Here is a 17,730-nt window from a genome sequence, read left to right as displayed (position 1 = left end):
GAATGATGTATAGAAATGATGATATTAGAATAAAAAGTATTGAACAATTGTTACCTCCAATTGCACTATTAGAAAGCTTGCCTGCGAGTGAGGTTGCAGCAGATACAGTCGAAAAAGCACGTAATGCTATCCATAATATTATACAAGGTAATGATGATCGTTTATTAGTGATAATAGGTCCTTGTTCTATCCATAATCATTCATTAGCATTAGATTATGCAGAAAAAATCAAAGCAATGAGAGCGGATCCAAAAATTAACCAACATTTAGAACTTGTAATGCGAGTCTATTTTGAAAAACCTCGTACTACAGTGGGATGGAAAGGATTAATTAACGATCCTTACTTAAATGAAACCTATGCATTAAATGATGGATTACGTATTGCACGTAAAGTACTTTCTGATATTAATAATATGACCGTTCCTACTGCGGGGGAGTTTTTGGATATGATTACTCCTCAATATTTAGCGGATTTTATGAGTTGGGGCGCAATTGGTGCAAGAACCACAGAATCACAAGTTCATCGTGAATTAGCCTCTGGTCTATCTTGTGCTGTTGGTTTTAAAAATGCTACCAATGGATCAGTACAAGTTGCTTTAGATGCGATTGGTTCAGCGAAAGCACCACATTATTTCTTATCAGTCACTAAGTTTGGGCATTCTGCCATTGTTTCAACAGCTGGAAATTCAGACTGTCATATTATTTTACGTGGTGGAAGTAATGGCACAAATTATGATGAACAATCTATTCAAAAAGCCTGTGATGATATTCAAAAAGCGGGTTTTAGACCTCATGTAATGGTAGATTTTAGTCACGCTAATAGTCAAAAACAATTTAAACGTCAACTAGCAGTATGTGATGATGTCGCAAACCAAATTGCAAAAGGGTCAAACTTAATTTCAGGTGTAATGATTGAAAGTCATTTAGTTGAAGGTCGTCAAGATTTGATTAATGGAAAAGCCTTAACTTATGGACAAAGTGTAACAGATGCTTGTATTGGCTGGGAAGACAGTGAAAAAGTATTATTTCAACTTGCCGAAGCTGTTGCAACACGCCGTAAAAATAAAGAACATAATCTTAATAAATAAGGTTAAATAATGTCAAAAACTATTTTAGTTATCGATACTGCCACTGAAGCCTGCTCAGTGGCGTTGTTACATAAAGAGAAAATCACCACTTTAAATGAATTAAGCCCTCGTAGTCACACTCAGCGTATTTTGCCTATGATTGATGAGTTATTGCATAATGCTAATATTCAATTGTCAGAGGTAAATACTCTTGCATTTGGGCGTGGGCCTGGTAGTTTCACAGGTGTAAGAGTAGGTGTAAGTGTCGCTCAAGGATTAGCCTTTGGTGCGAATTTACCTGTGATCCCAATCTCAAACCTCACCACTATGGCGCAACAAGCTTACCAACAACTGAATGCAAAAAATGTAATTTGTTTAATTGATGCCAGAATGAACGAAGTGTATTTCTCTCAACTGTTCAAAACAGAAAATGGTTGGAAAGAGGTAATTCAAGAACAAGTTTGTACCCCTGAAAAAGCCATTGAACAAATTAAAAAAAGTAATGTTCAAAATTGTGTGGTTGTAGGCACAGGTTGGAATGCTTATCCTCAGTTTAAAGAAAGTAATTTAGAGGTAACCGAAACAGATATAACTCTTCCACAAGCTGAGTTTATGTTGCCTTTGGCTCAAATTGAATTAGCCAAAGGAAATACGCAAAATGCGTTAGAAATCGAACCAATTTATTTGAGAAATGAAGTAACTTGGAAGAAGTTGCCGAATAAACGGTAGAATGAGTTAACTTTATATTTAATTTGCAAATTTTGGACTTAATGTAACCGCTATATTTTGTAACTAAATTAACTATTGTTAGGTGTACAGTATAAATATTAAGAAGTGAGTAATTCGAGATGAACCCCAAAAGTTTAATACAACTTTTGGGGTTTTATCATAGATAATTAAGGTGATTTTTTAGCTATTAAAAATATTGCTTTACTTTGTTTATTACCTAGTAATTTAGCTTCATCAACACTGAATTGATGGGTATTCACAAAATCTACAAGTGTATTTAAACCAAATTTAATCCCTCCTCGTGGTGGTTTGCCAAATACTTTTAGATAACGATAGATCATTTTGAGAATATTAATATAAGTCATACCATCTGTGGTGTATGAAACTATAATCAATTTTCCATTTGGTTTTAATAAACGATATGCTTCGGCTAGAGCTTTTTCAGGTTTAGCAACAACGTGAATTAGATTTGCCATAAATACTGTATCATAGCTACTTTCAGTAAAGTTAGTTGAGTAGCAATTGGCTTGTTGTATGTTTATATTATCAAACTTAATTAAGTTTGTTTTAGCCATTTCAATCATTTGCTCTGAAATATCTGTGGCCAAAATTGTGTCACAGTTAGGTGCTAATACTTGAGTAAGATGACCTGTACCACAACCAAATTCTATGGTATTTCCTAATTCTTTTAGCTGTGAAAGTTTTTCTTTAACCTGAGAGTCTGTTTCTTCACCTGTAATATAGTGTTGAAAGTCATCAAATTTTTTTGCTATTGGAGACCAATCTTTTTCCATTTTTACCTCTGTATTTAATTATTTTGTGCTTTTAACATCATTGAAAATACGCCATTTTGTGTTTTTAATATTTCAGGGGTACCTGTTTCAACTACTTGCCCTGCTTTAATGGTCACAATTTTATCGGCATTAACAACCGTACGCATACGGTGAGCAATAATAAGTACCGTTTTGTTTTTTATTAACGCACTGATGGCTTGTTGAATTTTGCTCTCATTTCTTGCATCAAGACTAGCAGTGGCTTCATCCAGTAAAATAACAGGAGCATCTTTTAATAATGCACGTGCAATAGATATACGCTGGCGTTCACCACCTGATAATTTTTCACCATTCTCACCGATAAGGGTATCATAGCCTTGTGGTAAACGTTCAATAAATTCAACACATTGTGCAATACGTGCTGCTTCTTTCACTTCTTCATCTGTTGCATCTTTGCGACCAAGACGAATATTTTCCATTATGGTACTATTAAATAGTGCAACATCTTGAAATACGATAGCAAAATGAGAAAGCAGTACTTCTGGTTCAATCTCACTGATATTTTGACCACCCAGTAGTATCTCTCCACTGTCTATATCCCAAAAGCGAGCCGTAAGTTTGGCAACGGTACTTTTACCTCCTCCTGAAGGGCCAATCAAAGCGGTAACCTCTCCTTGTTTGGCAACAAAACTGACATCTTGCAAGGTGTTCATTCCTGTTTGATAGCTGAAATTAACAGACTTAAACTCAATATCAAAATGAGTTGGGTTAAATATTTTATTCCCTGTTTGTCTTGGCATTGAGTCCATTTCTCTCATACGCTTAATACGAACATTAAGATACAGTAACAATGCAAAATGGTTCATTACATCTATAAATGGGTCATAGATACGTCCAACAAGAATTAAAAAAACTAAATAGGTAAATAGGCTGATAGTATCTTGAGAAAATAGCCACGCACCAATGATAATGACACTTGGCAACCCAAGTTTTAGCATAGAGTAAGAAATATTTAATAAAGCACCACCGAACAATTCAAGATTAATCAGCTTTTTCTCATATTCATCTAGGGTTTGATTGAGAGAGTCCAAATAGCGGGTTTCTTGGTTATAAGATTTAATCTCTTGCACCATATCCATTCCACTTTGGATTTGTTCACTTACTAGCAATCGTTGAGCATAGATAACATCGTGATTGCGTTGCATTTTTTGTTTAGATAAATAAAATACCAAAAAACCAACAGGGACGACCCAGAACATTGCCAAACTCATTCGCCAATCGTAAAAGAACATCGATAAGCTCATTACACTCATACTGATGGCAGCAGCAAAAATTTGTGGTACAGCGTGAGAAAACAGCATTTCTATTTGGGTGGCATCTTCCATAATTAAAGCACTTAAATCAGCAATATCTTTTTTACCAAAAAATGCCATAGGTAATTGACGTAAAGTTTCAGCTAATTTGATTCGACGATTAGCACTTTCATTATATATTTTGGTATAACACTTTTCGTAATTAATATAAGCTAAGCTATACATTACTAAAAAGGCACATAATGCAAAAATAAGATAAAATAAAATACCGTATGATGGTAACGTTTCTGATTTGAGTAGCCCTAAATAATCTTGTAAAAAGACAAAGGTAAGCACAACGGGTAACATCATACTTAAATTTAATAGGGTATGCCAGAAAATAGCGGTACGTAAGTCTTTTGCACCTGTTTCACTAAGGGCAAAATGGTTTTGGAAAAACTTAATCATTTTGCACCTCCTACATTATCAAGTTTCCAATCTATTGCTTGTTGATATTCATTCCACATTTGTTGATATAACCCACCTTCAGCAAGAAGTTGTGAATGTGTACCACTTTGTACAATTTTACCGTTATCGATCACTAAAATTTTATCTGCTTGTTGCACGGTCGTTAAACGGTGTGCAATCATTAATGTGGTTTTTCCTTTACTGAGTTCTTGTAAAGCCTGTTGAATAAGATGTTCATTTTCAGGATCAGCAAAGGCAGTGGCTTCATCTAAAAGCACAATGGGTGCATCTTTTAAAATTGCTCTTGCTAAAGCAATACGTTGTTGTTCGCCACCTGATAAATAAGTTCCATCTTTTCCAACCTGAGTCTCTAATCCTTCTAGTAGATTATCAATAATTTCACGACTTTGAGATAAATCAACGGCTCGATCAATTTCACTTTCACTCGCATTCGTTTTACCGTAGGTAATATTATCCCTTAAAGATAATTTGAATAATTTCGTATTTTGAAATACAAAAGCGATACAACCCATTAATGTTTGGCGAGATAGGGTTTTAATATTTTGTCCGCCTATCAGTATCTCTCCTGATTTTACGTCCCAAAAACGTGCTAATAAACGTGCAATAGTGGTTTTTCCTCCTCCTGATGTACCAATAAGTGCAACAGTTTCACCTGCATTAATGGTAAAACTGATACCATCTACTGCATTACGATCGCTACCATCATAGGCAAACACCACATTTTTAAATTCTACATCAAACGTTTTTGGCATTTCACTTTCAGAGACAAATGTCATCTCAGGATAGTCTAAAATAGTATCAAAATTATCAAGATATTGTGTTGTTACACTCATCACGTGTTGAAATTGCACATTACGCATAAATAGCAATGTAAAATTAGGTGCAACAAGTAGGTAAAAAACAATATTACTCAGTGTTTGTCCAAGATTATCATTGCTGATAAAAAATATCGTAAATGGTACAAGAAAAAATGCAGCAGATTGCATAATAACAGTATAGAATGACATTGTTTTTTGAAACAGAAGTGTGAAAGCATAAACGGTTTCTTTATAGCGAGTGATACTATCTACAAAACGAGTAAATGCATAGACACTTTGTCCAAATGTTTTTACTACTGGAATACCACGCACATATTCAACAGATTCACTACTCATTTCTTCAAGGTGATCCATATATTTTTGGCGAAATTCTTGCCCTGATTGATTCATCATTAAACTCATTGCAATAAAACCTAATACAATAGGTATCAGTGAAATTAATCCCATTCGCCAGTCAATAAATAACATCAAGATTAAAATAAGTATAGGAGCGGTTATCGTTGCAGAGAGATCTGGCAATTGATGAGCTAAAAAAGCATGGGTTTGGCTAGCATTATCATCAATGATTTTACGTATTTTACCGCTCTGGTTATGATCAAAAAAACCTAAAGGCATATTTATAATACGTTGCATACCTATTTTTCGCATACCAATTTCTGCACGAAAAGCAGCAAGGTGTGAAGAAGTTAAGGCTAAAAAATAGAGTAACATCGCCAACAGAGCAGATCCCAACGTTCCCCCTGCATACCAGCCTACATTACTGAGCTCAGGGTGGGAGGCAAATAATTCTCTGGCAATTAACCAAAGAAAAACAAAGGGTAATAAACTTAGTGTGGCAGAAGTTGCGGATAACACCAAAGATGTAGTAAGTAAATATTTTTTCTCACCCATATAAGGGGTTAATCTTTTAAGTAAATGTGGTTTTGTTTTCATAAAAACTCCATATCCAGAACAAAGACAGAGGATTTTATTTAAAATGATTGAATTTTTTCAGTAAAAAATGTAAGAAATGGTTTATTACTCCAATTATAATTAATATTTATTCTTATTTGCAATAATTTTTTGATACGAGAATTGTTACTTTTTGCAACACTTAATTGAATTGCCTTAAAACTAGAATTTTCGTGGTAATCTTGATTTTATAAACATATAATTAGAAATAAAAATCGTTTGATCAAATAATGTAGAGAAAAATGAAAAAACTAACCCTTTACCCGATCTCCAAAATAGACGGAGAAATTAATTTACTTGGCTCTAAGAGTCTGTCTAATCGTGCATTGCTATTATCTGGATTAGCCACTGGAACAACTAAAATTACCAATCTGTTGGATAGTGATGACACTCGCCATATGCTGAATGCGTTAAAAGAATTGGAAGTAAAATACCAACTTTCTGATGATAAAACAGTATATGAAATTCACGGTGTGGGTGGAGCATTTGATATACAAAATGGCTTATCGCTATTTTTGGGAAATGCTGGAACGGCAATGCGTCCATTAGCGGCTGCACTATGTTTAAAAGGCAATAAAGATGCTGAAATCGTGCTAACAGGTGAACCTCGTATGAAAGAGCGTCCTATCCTTCATTTAGTGGATGCATTACGTCAAATTGGAGCGAAAATTGAATATCTAGAGAATGATGGCTATCCCCCTATTGCAATTCAAAATAGGGGTTTGCAAGGTGGAAAAGTTAAGATTGACGGTTCTATTTCCAGCCAGTTTTTAACCGCACTTTTAATGGTTTCACCTCTTGTTGAGGCTGATTTAGAGATTGAGATTATCGGTGATTTAGTTTCTAAACCCTATATTGATATTACCCTTGCAATGATGAAAGATTTTGGGGTAAGGGTACAAAATGATAATTATCAAAAATTCCATATTAAAGGTAATCAGCATTATATTTCACCACGTCAATATTTAGTTGAAGGTGATGCCTCCTCAGCCTCTTATTTTTTAGCGGCAGCAGCCATCAAAGGCAAAGTTAAAGTCACGGGAATTTGCAAAAATTCGATTCAAGGTGACCGCTTGTTTGTGGATGTATTAGAGAAAATGGGGGCAAAAGTCACGTGGGGAAGTAATTTTGTGGAAGTAGAAAGAGGGGAGTTGAAAGGCATTGATATGGATATGAACCATATTCCTGATGCTGCGATGACCATTGCAACCACCGCACTTTTTGCAAAAGGAGAAACCGTTATTCGTAATATTTATAACTGGCGAGTCAAAGAAACTGACCGCTTAACTGCAATGGCAACAGAGTTACGTAAAGTAGGTGCGGAAGTGAAAGAGGGCGAGGATTTTATCCGTATTCAACCTTTAGCATTAGAGCAGTTTAAACAGGCTGAAATTGAAACTTATGATGATCATCGAATCGCAATGTGTTTTTCGTTGATCGCATTATCAAATACTCCTGTAACCATTTTAGATCCTGACTGTACGGCAAAAACCTTTCCGAGTTTTTTTGATGAGTTTAAAAGGGTTTGTTGTTAGTTTATTGATATGTATAATTTATCTAATTTAATAGGATTCGAGAATAAGAAAATGGCAAAAATCACACTTAAAAAATTTAGCATTGTAATAACCTTTCTTGTATTTCTTTTATTACAAGCAGTGAAACCAGTTTTGATAATATTTATCTATAAAACAATTACAAACTTCCATCCTACAATTATGAACGATTATGAGATCTATCAAATGGTAATTAAGTATATATTGCAAGGTTCAATGAAATTTACATATGTAGTAATGTTTGTAATTTTAGAAATACTATTTTTAAGTGTGCCTATCATTTTGTACAAAAAATTAAGTAATTCCAAACAGAAATCTTAATAACCCAAAAACTTGCAAATTTTTATCAAGATCATACCGCTTATTTTACTCTTGTTCTTTCACTTTATCCCAAATTGTATCTAACTCTTTAAGTGTACAATTTTCTAGTTTTTTACCCTGTTCTAGTACCGTTTTTTCTACTTCTCTAAAACGATTTTCAAATTTTAGGTTGGCATTGCGTAATACTGCTTCAGGATCGAGTTTTTGATGGCGACAAATATTGACAGTCGCAAATAATAAATCTCCTAGTTCTTCTGCGATTTTATCGTGATTTTGTGGTTGATGATTAAGCTCTTGCTCTACTTCTAAGACCTCTTCTTTAACTTTATTAAATACATCAGTTGGGTTATCCCAATCAAAACCTACTTTGGCACAACGTTTTTGGATCTTATTGGCACGAGTAAGGGCTGGTAGGGCAAAAGGGAGATCGTCTAAAATTGAGGTATGTTGTTTGGCTTGTTTTTGTTGGGCTTTCATTTCATCCCAATGTTTTAAGGCGTCATCACTACTTTGAGCCAGTTTATCTCCAAAAACGTGAGGGTGACGAAAAACTAGTTTTTCAATTAGATCATTTAGTACATCATTAAAATCAAATGAACCCTCTTCTTCTGCTAATCGACTTAAAAAAACCACTTGAAGGAGCAAATCCCCTAATTCTTCTCGTAGAGAAATTTTATCTTTGGTATGTATTGCCTCTGCTACTTCATAGGTTTCTTCAAGTAAACAAGGGAGCATCGTATCAAAGTTTTGCTTAATATCCCAAGGGCAACCTGTTTCAGGGTGGCGGAGTTGGGCGGTAATTTCAATAAGTCGTTTAATATTTGACATTTTTGTTCCTTTCAATGATTCAATCAAAATTATTTATAACTTATAGCAATTTATTCTATAAAAACTGCTTAATCCGAAAAAGAAAAAGGAGGCTGTTTATAAGCCTCCTTTTCATATTTTAATCCTGTTTAATCGCTGTATAGCCAATAAATAAAAAGCCAAATAATATGACTACCGTTCCAATAAATTCAATCATATATCCTCCTGTATGCTTTTAAAGTTTTTTAATATATTTTATTAATTTGATAATTCTATTATTCAGCCAATAAATACTGATTATCATAATAATTTCTATAAAAATAGATGCTATAAGTAAAAAATGACGCTCGCTATCAAGGTTTGTAACAAACCAACCACCGACAGAAACAAATATTGCTATAACAACACCTAACCAAAACTTTTTGTAAGCTAACCTTTCTTTTGCTTCATCTAATTCTGACATTTTTTCTCTCTTAATTTTTTTTGATTATAGTGTTTGGAAAGGAAAAAAACAAGTTCTTTAAACAAGGCTTTTCTATAAAATATCAGTAAGTTTTTTAACATATCTAGGTAAAATCATATTTTGATATTTACCATATTTCTGTTAGAGATACTATCAATGTATTCATATATTAAGTTAAAGCAGTTTGATTGATTTTTACCCAAGTATAATTTGACCTTACTTAATATGTTAAATCTGGCTTTATTTTATAATACTTTTTTAACTTTTTCTGGTATAATTATACTAATTTTATCGGCTTTTAATAAGCCGTTTTTATGTAGAGAAACAAAGGAATAACAATGTCTGAACAAAGTCAAACAAACAGTTATGATTCTTCCAGTATCCGAGTGTTACGTGGATTAGATGCGGTGCGTAAACGCCCAGGTATGTATATTGGTGATACGGATGATGGTACAGGGTTGCATCATATGGTGTTTGAAGTTGTGGATAATGCGATCGATGAAGCATTAGCAAATTACTGTAATGATATTATTGTGACAATCCATTCTGATAACTCAGTGTCGGTGCAAGATGATGGTCGTGGTATCCCTGTGGGTATTCACGATGAAGAAGGCGTTTCAGCCGCAGAAGTCATTATGACAGTACTTCACGCAGGTGGTAAATTTGATGATAACTCTTATAAAGTATCAGGTGGTTTACATGGTGTGGGTGTGTCGGTTGTAAATGCATTATCAGAAAAATTACAATTAACGATTCGCCGTGACGGTCACGTTCACGAACAATTTTACTCAATGGGTGTGCCACAAGCACCTTTAGCTGTAATTGGTGATACAGAAAAAACAGGGACAACAGTTCGTTTTTGGCCAAGTTATGAGGTATTTAAAAATAAAACTGATTTTGAATATGCGATCCTATCAAAACGTTTACGTGAACTTTCTTTCTTAAATTCAGGTGTTTCAATTAAATTGATTGATGAGCGTGATGGTAAAGAAGATCACTTTAAATATGAAGGAGGTATTCAAGCCTATGTGGAATATTTAAGTGAAGCTAAAAATCCTATTCACTCGACACCTTTCTATTTAACCACTGAAAAAGATGGCATTGGTGTAGAAGTCTCAATGCAGTGGAATGATAGTTATAGTGAAAATGTGTTCTGTTTTACCAATAATATTCCGCAACGTGATGGTGGTACTCACTTAGCCGGTTTTCGTGGTGCTTTAACTCGTGCCTTGAAAAACTATATGGAAAAGAATGTTAAAAGTAAGAAAAATGCCAATGTTGATGCGTCGGGTGATGATGCTCGTGAAGGGTTAGTGGCTGTTATTTCTGTAAAAGTGCCAGACCCTAAATTCTCATCACAAACTAAAGATAAATTAGTTTCATCAGAAGTAAGAAGTGCGGTTGAAAGTTCAATGAATGAACGTTTAGCCGAATACTTATTAGAAAATCCCCAAGATGCTCAAAGCATTGTCACTAAAATTGTTGATGCTGCACGTGCAAGAGATGCAGCTCGTAAAGCTCGTGAAATGACACGTCGTAAAGGGGCAATGGATTTAGGTGGATTACCGGGTAAATTAGCCGATTGCCAAGAAAAAGATCCTGCATTATCTGAATTATACCTTGTGGAGGGAGACTCTGCGGGTGGATCTGCAAAACAGGGGCGTGATCGTAAAAATCAAGCGATCTTACCCCTTAAAGGTAAAATCTTAAACGTAGAAAAAGCACGTTTTGACAAAATGTTATCTTCACAAGAAGTGGCAACCCTGATTACAGCATTAGGGACAGGGATTGGTCGTGATGATTATAATCTTGAAAAATTACGTTATCATAAAATTATTATAATGACCGATGCGGACGTCGATGGTGCACATATTCGTACCTTATTATTAACCTTTTTCTATCGTCAAATGCCAGATTTAATTGAAAATGGTTATATCTATATTGCTCAACCACCATTGTATAAAGTGAAAAAAGGTAAACAAGAAACCTATATTCAAGATGATGGTGAAATGACACAATATGAATTAGAGCTTGCATTAAGTGGTGCCGCTGTTTATGTAAGTGAAAATGCGCCAGCTATTAATGGAGTTGCATTAGAAAGTTTAATTAAAGAATTTAATAATGTTCAAGGAATGATTGGGCGTTTAGCAAGACGTTATCCAAAAGCTATTTTAGATGAGTTAATTTATCAACCAGATTTAACGGAAGAATTTGCAAAAAATGAAGCAAATGTGACCGCTTGGGTGAATAAATTAATTGAAGTCATTTTTGAAAAAGGAACGGATGGCAGTAGTTACAGTGCAACAGTGGTTTATAATCCTGAGCGTAAAATTTATGAACCGCAAATCATTGTAACAACACACGGAATGGATACAACCTATACTCTCGATTTCAATTTTATATCAGGTACAGAATATAACCGTATTATGAAATTAGGTCGTCAGTTAAGAGATTTATTAGAGCCGACGGCTTATGTACAACGTGGTGAGCGTAAAATGCCAGTTGAAACCTTTGAACAAGCCATTGATTGGTTAGTAAAAGAATCTCGCAAAGGCTTAACAGTTCAGCGTTACAAAGGGTTAGGAGAGATGAATCCAGATCAATTATGGGAAACTACAATGGATCCTGTGGCACGTAAAATGTTACAAGTTTCAGTAACAGATGCCATTGCTGCTGATAAGCTCTTTACGACCTTAATGGGTGATGATGTAGAGCCACGTCGTAAGTTTATTGAAGATAATGCGTTAAATGCGAATATCGATATTTAACCTTATTAAGTAATGAATAAGACCACAGATTGTAACAATATGATCTGTGGTTTTTTTATAAAACTAAATTGGAGAAACGATGAATAAATTTACATTATCACTTAGTTTATTTGTATTAATGATATCAACCAGCATTTTTGCCAATAATGGAATAATAACAACTATTCCTGATAATTTGGGCAATATTTATAACTCAAAAAACTTTAATCGTTATACAAAAGTCACCACTCCAAATGGTGGAAGCATTCATATTGTTGCACAGTCTCATTTAACTGATGAGCAGATTATTCGCTGTCGAAATGTATTACAACATTATTTAACAGATTATAAAGGCTCAAAATATGGTTCAGATAAGTCTGCTGTGGCAAATAAAATGGCAGAAAATAATGCGATTTTAGTACTGTTAAATGGGCAAGATGATGGTAGTAATCCTGTTGGTAAAGAAGTAACAGGGCAACCTTTATATCAAAATGAAATACAAGTTGAAGGTAGCGATTGGTATATGAACCAAAATTATGATCATAGAGATGCCACCTTTGAAGAAATTTTACATTTTATACACGATAATGGTATCGGTGTTGATGGCAATGATGAATTTTTAGGGGTGTTACCAAAATATCAAGCTAACATTAGAACAGCACAAAAAAATGGATTAGCGAAAAACTTATGGGGAAGAGGCTCAGAAAATAAAAATTGGGTGAAAGAATTAGCGAATGAAAATAGTTTAACTCAGGAATATTTAGCTTCAGTTGTGGATAGTTATTATGGTTTATGGGGTGCTTGGAAAGAGGGGAAAGGTGGAATGTGGGGAATTTATACTGCAAAAACACGAGAAGACATTAAATCAAAAGATCCAATGGGCTATGCGTTAGTGAATGAGCAATTTTTCCACCCTTATTTAACCTATAATGCCCGTATAGATGCTAATTTAAAAGGTAATTTTTCATTAAAATTTGATCCTTCAAAACCTTATACACACCATTCAAGATACTTAAAAGATGTTACTTTATTAGGTAAGAATGATAATAGTGTTACTGTAAATGAATTAGATAATGATATTACTGGCAATGCTGGAAATAATGTAGTCATTTTTTCAGGAAAATCTGCAGAATATAAAATTATTAAAAATAAAAATAAAAATAAAAGTAAAATTATTGTTGAGGATAAAATATCCAATAGAGATGGGTTAAATACATTATCTCATATTGAAAAACTCCAATTTCAAGATAAGACGGTAAATCTAAAATAATCAAAATGATTATAGCGGTAACATCTTCTTTAAAATTTGCAAATTTAATACTTTTCCATTTTACGTTACAAATACTATATAATAACCAATAAATAAACTGACAAAGGTTTTTAGTATGAGAAATATCGCCTATTTTTTTGTCGTCGCAATTGGCACAATATTAACGTTAATTTATGGTCAAAGTATGTTAGTGCAATTTATTATCGCCTCCCTTCTGTGGTTTGCAACAATGCAGTTGAAAAAAACAGCCAATAAAATCCCCCCATTTAGCCGTGTTGTTCCTGAAAAATTACAATCCATTGCGGTGTTAACCTTACTTTTATTTATCGTGTACTTAGTACTTGAGGCTGTAATAGGTAATTTATCCAATTTGTTAGCCTCTTTTGCAAATTATGAAAAGAATGTGACCGCTATCGCAGTGAAAATTGAGACATTATTTCATATTGATTTACAAGCTGAAATTAGTGCTATGCTGAGTTCATTAGATATTAAAAATATCTTAGCCCAGTTAGCGACAAGTTTATCCAGTATTTTATCTAACTCTATGATGATACTGATTTATTTACTCTTTATCTTTTTAGAAACCGATAGTTTTAAGTTAAAAATCAGTGCATTATTTCCAGAGGAAGAGGGGAGAGCGAAGTTTATTGATACATTGCTTAAAATTGAATTATCTCTTTCAAGTTATTTCCGAGTAAAAACATTAATGAGCTTATTAACAGGATTTTTAGGTTTTATTGTTTTATCTATTATTGGGGTAGATTCTCCAATATTTTGGGCATTTTTAATTTTCTTACTGAATTATATTCCAACCATTGGCTCTCTGATTGCAACGGTTTTTCCTGCAGTATTTAGCCTATTACAATTTGGTAGCTTTATTCCTTTTATTGCTATTTTATTATCTATTGGAGCCATTCAACAAATTGTCGGTAATTTAATTGAACCAAAATTGATGGGAAAAAGTTTAAATATTAGTCCGTTAGTCACTATTATTGCATTAGCTATTTGGGGGAAATTATGGGGAGTGGTTGGAATGTTATTAAGTGTGCCAATTACCGTTATTATGATTATTATTTTATCTCAATTTAAATCAACACAAAAAGTGGCAATTTTATTATCTGAAAAAGGGAATATTACTTCAGATAATAAAGCTTAGAAACTAACTTAGAAGGAAATTAGATGAAAAATACAGTTAATATTTCATACCATAAAACTAAAATAGGTGAACTGATTATTGGTTCTTTTGAGGATAAAATTTGTATTTTAGATTTTTGTTATCGCAAAATGAGACAGACTGTTGACAATAGAATAAAAAAATACCTTAATGCTGATTTTGTCGAGCAGGAAAATGATGTTATTTCTCAAACAAAAAAACAAATTGATGAATATTTACAAGGGCAAAGAACCGCATTTGATGTTCCATTATTATTTTTAGGAACCGACTTTCAAAAGCAAGTTTGGAATGCTTTAATGACTATCCCTTATGGGAAAATGGTTTCATATTTAGATGTTGCGACAAAAATTAATCATCCTAAAGCTGTGAGAGCGGTAGCTTCTGCTAATGGTGCAAATGCGATTGCATTGATTGTACCTTGCCATCGAGTGATTGAGTCCAATGGTAATCTTGGTGGTTATGGTGGTGGGGTGCCTGTCAAAAAGCGTTTGTTGAAGCTAGAACAAGAGCGAGGGCTATTCAATAATGAAAACTAAAAGACGATGTTCTTGGGCGAACTTAGATAATTCATTATCAGTCCAGTATCACGATACAGAATGGGGTAAACCTGAATTTGATGATCGCAAGTTATTTGAAATGTTAATATTAGAAGGTGCTCAAGCAGGATTATCTTGGAATACTATTTTAAATAAAAGAGAGAATTATCGAATTGCTTTTGATTATTTTGATCCTCAAAAAATCGCAAAATATGATGAAAAGAAAATTGCAGAACTTTTACAAAACTCAGGAATTGTAAGAAATAAACTCAAAATCAATTCAGCCGTTAAAAATGCGAAAGTTTTTTTAGATATCCAACAAGAGTTTGGCAGTTTTTCTAATTATATTTGGGCTTTTGTTAAAAATAAACCAATTAAAAATCATATACAAGATTATGCTCAAGCCCCTGCAATGACACCACTTTCTGATAAAATATCCAAAGATCTAAAAAAACGAGGAATGAGTTTTGTTGGTTCAACTATTATTTATGCTTTTATGCAGGCAGTTGGAATGGTAAATGATCATCAAACAGATTGTTTTTTATATAAAGAATAACTTTTTATTATACGAGAGAATATTATGTTGCAAGAAAAATCGACTCCACATTTAGCAAGATTTGAACAAGCGGTTGAAAATAAAAATTATCAGCTTGCTTGTGATGAACTATTTCTTATTTTAAGAAGAGTTGATGGTGATTATGGAATGATAGAAGGTGTAGAATTAGGACGTTATCCTATTCAATTAGATGATATTCCAAATGAAAAGGTGCTCTATTTTTGCACTAAAATGGCGAACTTGATTGCTACATTATTTCAAGATCCTAATTTTATTGTGCCAGAAGATAAAATTGATCAATTTTTTGAATATCATCGTTGGATAAGCTTTATTTTTGCTAGTTCTCCCTATATTAATACTGATCATATATTGTATTCTTATAATTTAAATAAAGACGCTGAAAAACGTGATGAATTATTATTACCAAATGATACCAATATACTGATTAAATTTTGTCTTTTGTACTCGCTAGAATCAAATATAGATTTAAACTTTGATGCTTTTTGGGCTTTAAATCCTAGTTTATGTGCTTCATTATGTTTTGCACTACAAACGCCAAGATTTATTGCTACTCCAAAAGCATTTTCAAAACGAGCATTCCTTTTACAATGGTTTCCTGAGAAGTTAAAAGAAATTAAATATTTAGATAATTTTGCTTATAGTTTATTCCTTGATGTTTATATGCACTGTAGTTATGACATGGCTAAAAACAAACACGATATCAAAGGTGCTATTAATGAGGTGATGAGAAACTTCTTAGAAAGAATTGGCTGGGAAGATCGAAATATTAAACAAATTGAAAAAACCAACAATAAACCAGTAATGGTGGTGTTATTGGAACATTTTCACGCATTTCATTCGATTTATCGTACTCACTCTACCTCTTTAATTGCAGCGAAACAACATTTTCACATTATCGGTTTAGGCTATGAAAAAGTGGATGCAGTAGGTCGAGCCGTATTTGATGAGTTTCACGTTTTAAATCAAAATACGCTGTTAAAACAATTAGATAAAATTAAACAAATTTGTGAAGAACATCAAGCAGCTATATTTTATATGCCAAGTATTGGAATGGAAAAACTTACTATTTTAGCCAGTAATACTCGAATGGCGCCTATTCAAGCTATCGCATTAGGTCACCCTGCTACAACTCATTCTAAATTTATTGAATATGTTGTAGTCGAGGACGATTATGTGGGAAGTGAAGATTGTTTTAGCGAAACATTAATTCGATTACCAAAAGATGCACTTCCTTATGTTCCTTCTTCTTTAGCGCCTGAAAAAGTGGATTATATATTGAATGAAAATCCTGAAGTAGTAAATATAGGTATTGCAACGACAGGAATGAAGCTTAATTATCACTTCTTAGAAACTTTGCAAACTATTTTAGAGCGCTCAAAAGTGAAAATTCATTTTCATTTTGCGTTTGGTATCGTATCAGGTGTAAATACACCTTATGTAGAACGCTTTATTAAAAGTTATCTAGGAAATAATGCTACGATGTATTTTTATGCACCTTATACTCAATATTTAGAAAATCTAAGACATTGCGATATGATGATCAATCCTTTTCCTTTTGGTAATACGAATGGAATTATTGATATGGTAACACTTGGACTAGTGGGTGTATGTAAAACAGGAAATGAGGTTCACGAGCATATTGATGAAGGATTATTTAAACGTTTAGGTTTGCCTGATTGGTTGGTTACTCATACTATTGAAGAGTATATTGATTGCACCTTACGTTTAGCAGAAAATCATCAAGAAAGATTAAATTTACGTAGAAAAATAATTGAGCAAAATGGATTAAATACCTTATTTACAGGTAATGCTTTAGCATTAGGAAAAGTATTTTTAGATAAAGTAAATCAATGGGAAGAGGAGTCTAAGAAATGACAAAAAGGCTTGAAGAGATAGAACAATTACTGTTTCAATGTGAAGAAGATTTAAAACGATTACAAAATATCCATAAAGAGATTAAAAAAATTGAATTAAATTGTAAAAAACTAGACAAATATTATGATTCACAATATATGCAAGATTTTGATAATCAAAATACCTTTGATCGAGATTATGCAATGTTAGATGAAGATAGTATTTGGAATGTGTTAACAGAACTACATTGTGAACGCATTGCATTAATAAAAACATTAGTCAAAGCAATGTAATGAAATAATTAGTAAC

At 33.2% G+C, this 17,730-nt stretch carries 15 protein-coding genes; 10 read left to right on the top strand and 5 right to left on the bottom strand.

Going from position 1 to position 17,730, the window contains the following annotated elements:
• Positions 1-2: 2 nt before the first annotated feature.
• The gene (gene aroG, locus A6B44_RS04560; RefSeq protein WP_090920914.1) at positions 3-1,088 is read left to right on the top strand and encodes a 3-deoxy-7-phosphoheptulonate synthase AroG; all 1,086 of its coding nucleotides are present in this window, start codon (positions 3-5) and stop codon (positions 1,086-1,088) included.
• A gap of 9 nt (positions 1,089-1,097) precedes the next feature.
• Positions 1,098-1,796: a tRNA (adenosine(37)-N6)-threonylcarbamoyltransferase complex dimerization subunit type 1 TsaB gene (gene tsaB, locus A6B44_RS04555; protein WP_090920912.1), complete on the top strand. Its 699-nt coding sequence runs from the start codon at positions 1,098-1,100 to the stop codon at positions 1,794-1,796.
• A gap of 167 nt (positions 1,797-1,963) precedes the next feature.
• Here tsaB and A6B44_RS04550 read toward each other — a convergent pair whose 3' ends face one another.
• Genes A6B44_RS04550 through A6B44_RS04540 form a run of 3 tightly spaced genes read right to left on the bottom strand, consistent with a single transcriptional unit; the run spans position 1,964 to position 6,101 of the window.
• Positions 1,964-2,590 carry a class I SAM-dependent methyltransferase gene (locus A6B44_RS04550; protein ID WP_090920910.1) on the bottom strand — a complete coding sequence of 209 codons (627 nt, stop codon included), beginning with the start codon at positions 2,588-2,590 and terminating at the stop codon, positions 1,964-1,966.
• Positions 2,591-2,604: 14 nt separating this feature from the next.
• A complete protein-coding gene (locus tag A6B44_RS04545) occupies positions 2,605-4,329 on the bottom strand; it encodes an ABC transporter ATP-binding protein (protein WP_090920907.1) in 1,725 nt (574 codons plus the stop codon).
• A complete protein-coding gene (locus A6B44_RS04540) occupies positions 4,326-6,101 on the bottom strand; it encodes an ABC transporter ATP-binding protein (RefSeq protein ID WP_218061395.1) in 1,776 nt (591 codons plus the stop codon). Before A6B44_RS04540 ends, A6B44_RS04545 begins: the two co-directional genes overlap by 4 nt.
• 260 nt (positions 6,102-6,361) lie before the next feature.
• On the opposite strand from A6B44_RS04540, the gene aroA reads away from it, so the two are divergent.
• Positions 6,362-7,654, top strand: a complete 1,293-nt coding sequence (gene aroA, locus A6B44_RS04535) for a 3-phosphoshikimate 1-carboxyvinyltransferase (RefSeq protein ID WP_090920905.1) — start codon at positions 6,362-6,364, stop codon at positions 7,652-7,654.
• Between the two features lie 384 nt (positions 7,655-8,038).
• Here the strand turns inward: aroA and mazG are convergent, their stop codons facing one another.
• Positions 8,039-8,821, bottom strand: coding sequence for a nucleoside triphosphate pyrophosphohydrolase (gene mazG / locus A6B44_RS04530; protein ID WP_090920900.1), 783 nt, complete (start codon positions 8,819-8,821; stop codon positions 8,039-8,041).
• A 214-nt stretch (positions 8,822-9,035) separates the two neighbouring features.
• The gene (locus A6B44_RS04525) at positions 9,036-9,263 is read right to left on the bottom strand and encodes a hypothetical protein (RefSeq protein ID WP_090920898.1); all 228 of its coding nucleotides are present in this window, start codon (positions 9,261-9,263) and stop codon (positions 9,036-9,038) included.
• A gap of 338 nt (positions 9,264-9,601) precedes the next feature.
• On the opposite strand from A6B44_RS04525, the gene gyrB reads away from it, so the two are divergent.
• The 7 genes from gyrB (at position 9,602) to A6B44_RS04490 (ending at position 17,714) form a co-directional block, all read left to right on the top strand.
• Entirely contained in the window at positions 9,602-12,031 is a 2,430-nt protein-coding gene (gene gyrB, locus A6B44_RS04520) for a DNA topoisomerase (ATP-hydrolyzing) subunit B (RefSeq protein ID WP_090920896.1), read from the top strand.
• A 79-nt stretch (positions 12,032-12,110) separates the two neighbouring features.
• Entirely contained in the window at positions 12,111-13,280 is a 1,170-nt protein-coding gene (locus A6B44_RS04515) for a hypothetical protein (protein ID WP_218061394.1), read from the top strand.
• Positions 13,281-13,395: 115 nt separating this feature from the next.
• Positions 13,396-14,436 carry an AI-2E family transporter gene (locus tag A6B44_RS04510; RefSeq protein ID WP_090920894.1) on the top strand — a complete coding sequence of 347 codons (1,041 nt, stop codon included), beginning with the start codon at positions 13,396-13,398 and terminating at the stop codon, positions 14,434-14,436.
• Between the two features lie 23 nt (positions 14,437-14,459).
• Positions 14,460-14,990, top strand: coding sequence for a methylated-DNA--[protein]-cysteine S-methyltransferase (locus A6B44_RS04505; RefSeq protein ID WP_090920892.1), 531 nt, complete (start codon positions 14,460-14,462; stop codon positions 14,988-14,990).
• Entirely contained in the window at positions 14,980-15,546 is a 567-nt protein-coding gene (locus tag A6B44_RS04500; protein WP_090920890.1) for a DNA-3-methyladenine glycosylase I, read from the top strand. The genes A6B44_RS04505 and A6B44_RS04500 overlap by 11 nt, the downstream gene beginning before the upstream one ends.
• A gap of 27 nt (positions 15,547-15,573) precedes the next feature.
• The gene (locus tag A6B44_RS04495; RefSeq protein ID WP_090921022.1) at positions 15,574-17,442 is read left to right on the top strand and encodes a UDP-glucose:protein N-beta-glucosyltransferase; all 1,869 of its coding nucleotides are present in this window, start codon (positions 15,574-15,576) and stop codon (positions 17,440-17,442) included.
• Positions 17,439-17,714 (top strand): DUF4298 domain-containing protein, encoded by a 276-nt coding sequence (locus A6B44_RS04490; protein ID WP_090920888.1) that lies wholly within the window; start codon positions 17,439-17,441, stop codon positions 17,712-17,714. Before A6B44_RS04495 ends, A6B44_RS04490 begins: the two co-directional genes overlap by 4 nt.
• Positions 17,715-17,730: the final 16 nt, after the last annotated feature.

This window comes from Pasteurella skyensis (genome assembly GCF_013377295.1).
Taxonomy (GTDB): domain Bacteria; phylum Pseudomonadota; class Gammaproteobacteria; order Enterobacterales; family Pasteurellaceae; genus Phocoenobacter; species Phocoenobacter skyensis.
This window is presented reverse-complemented; position numbering and strand designations above follow the sequence as displayed.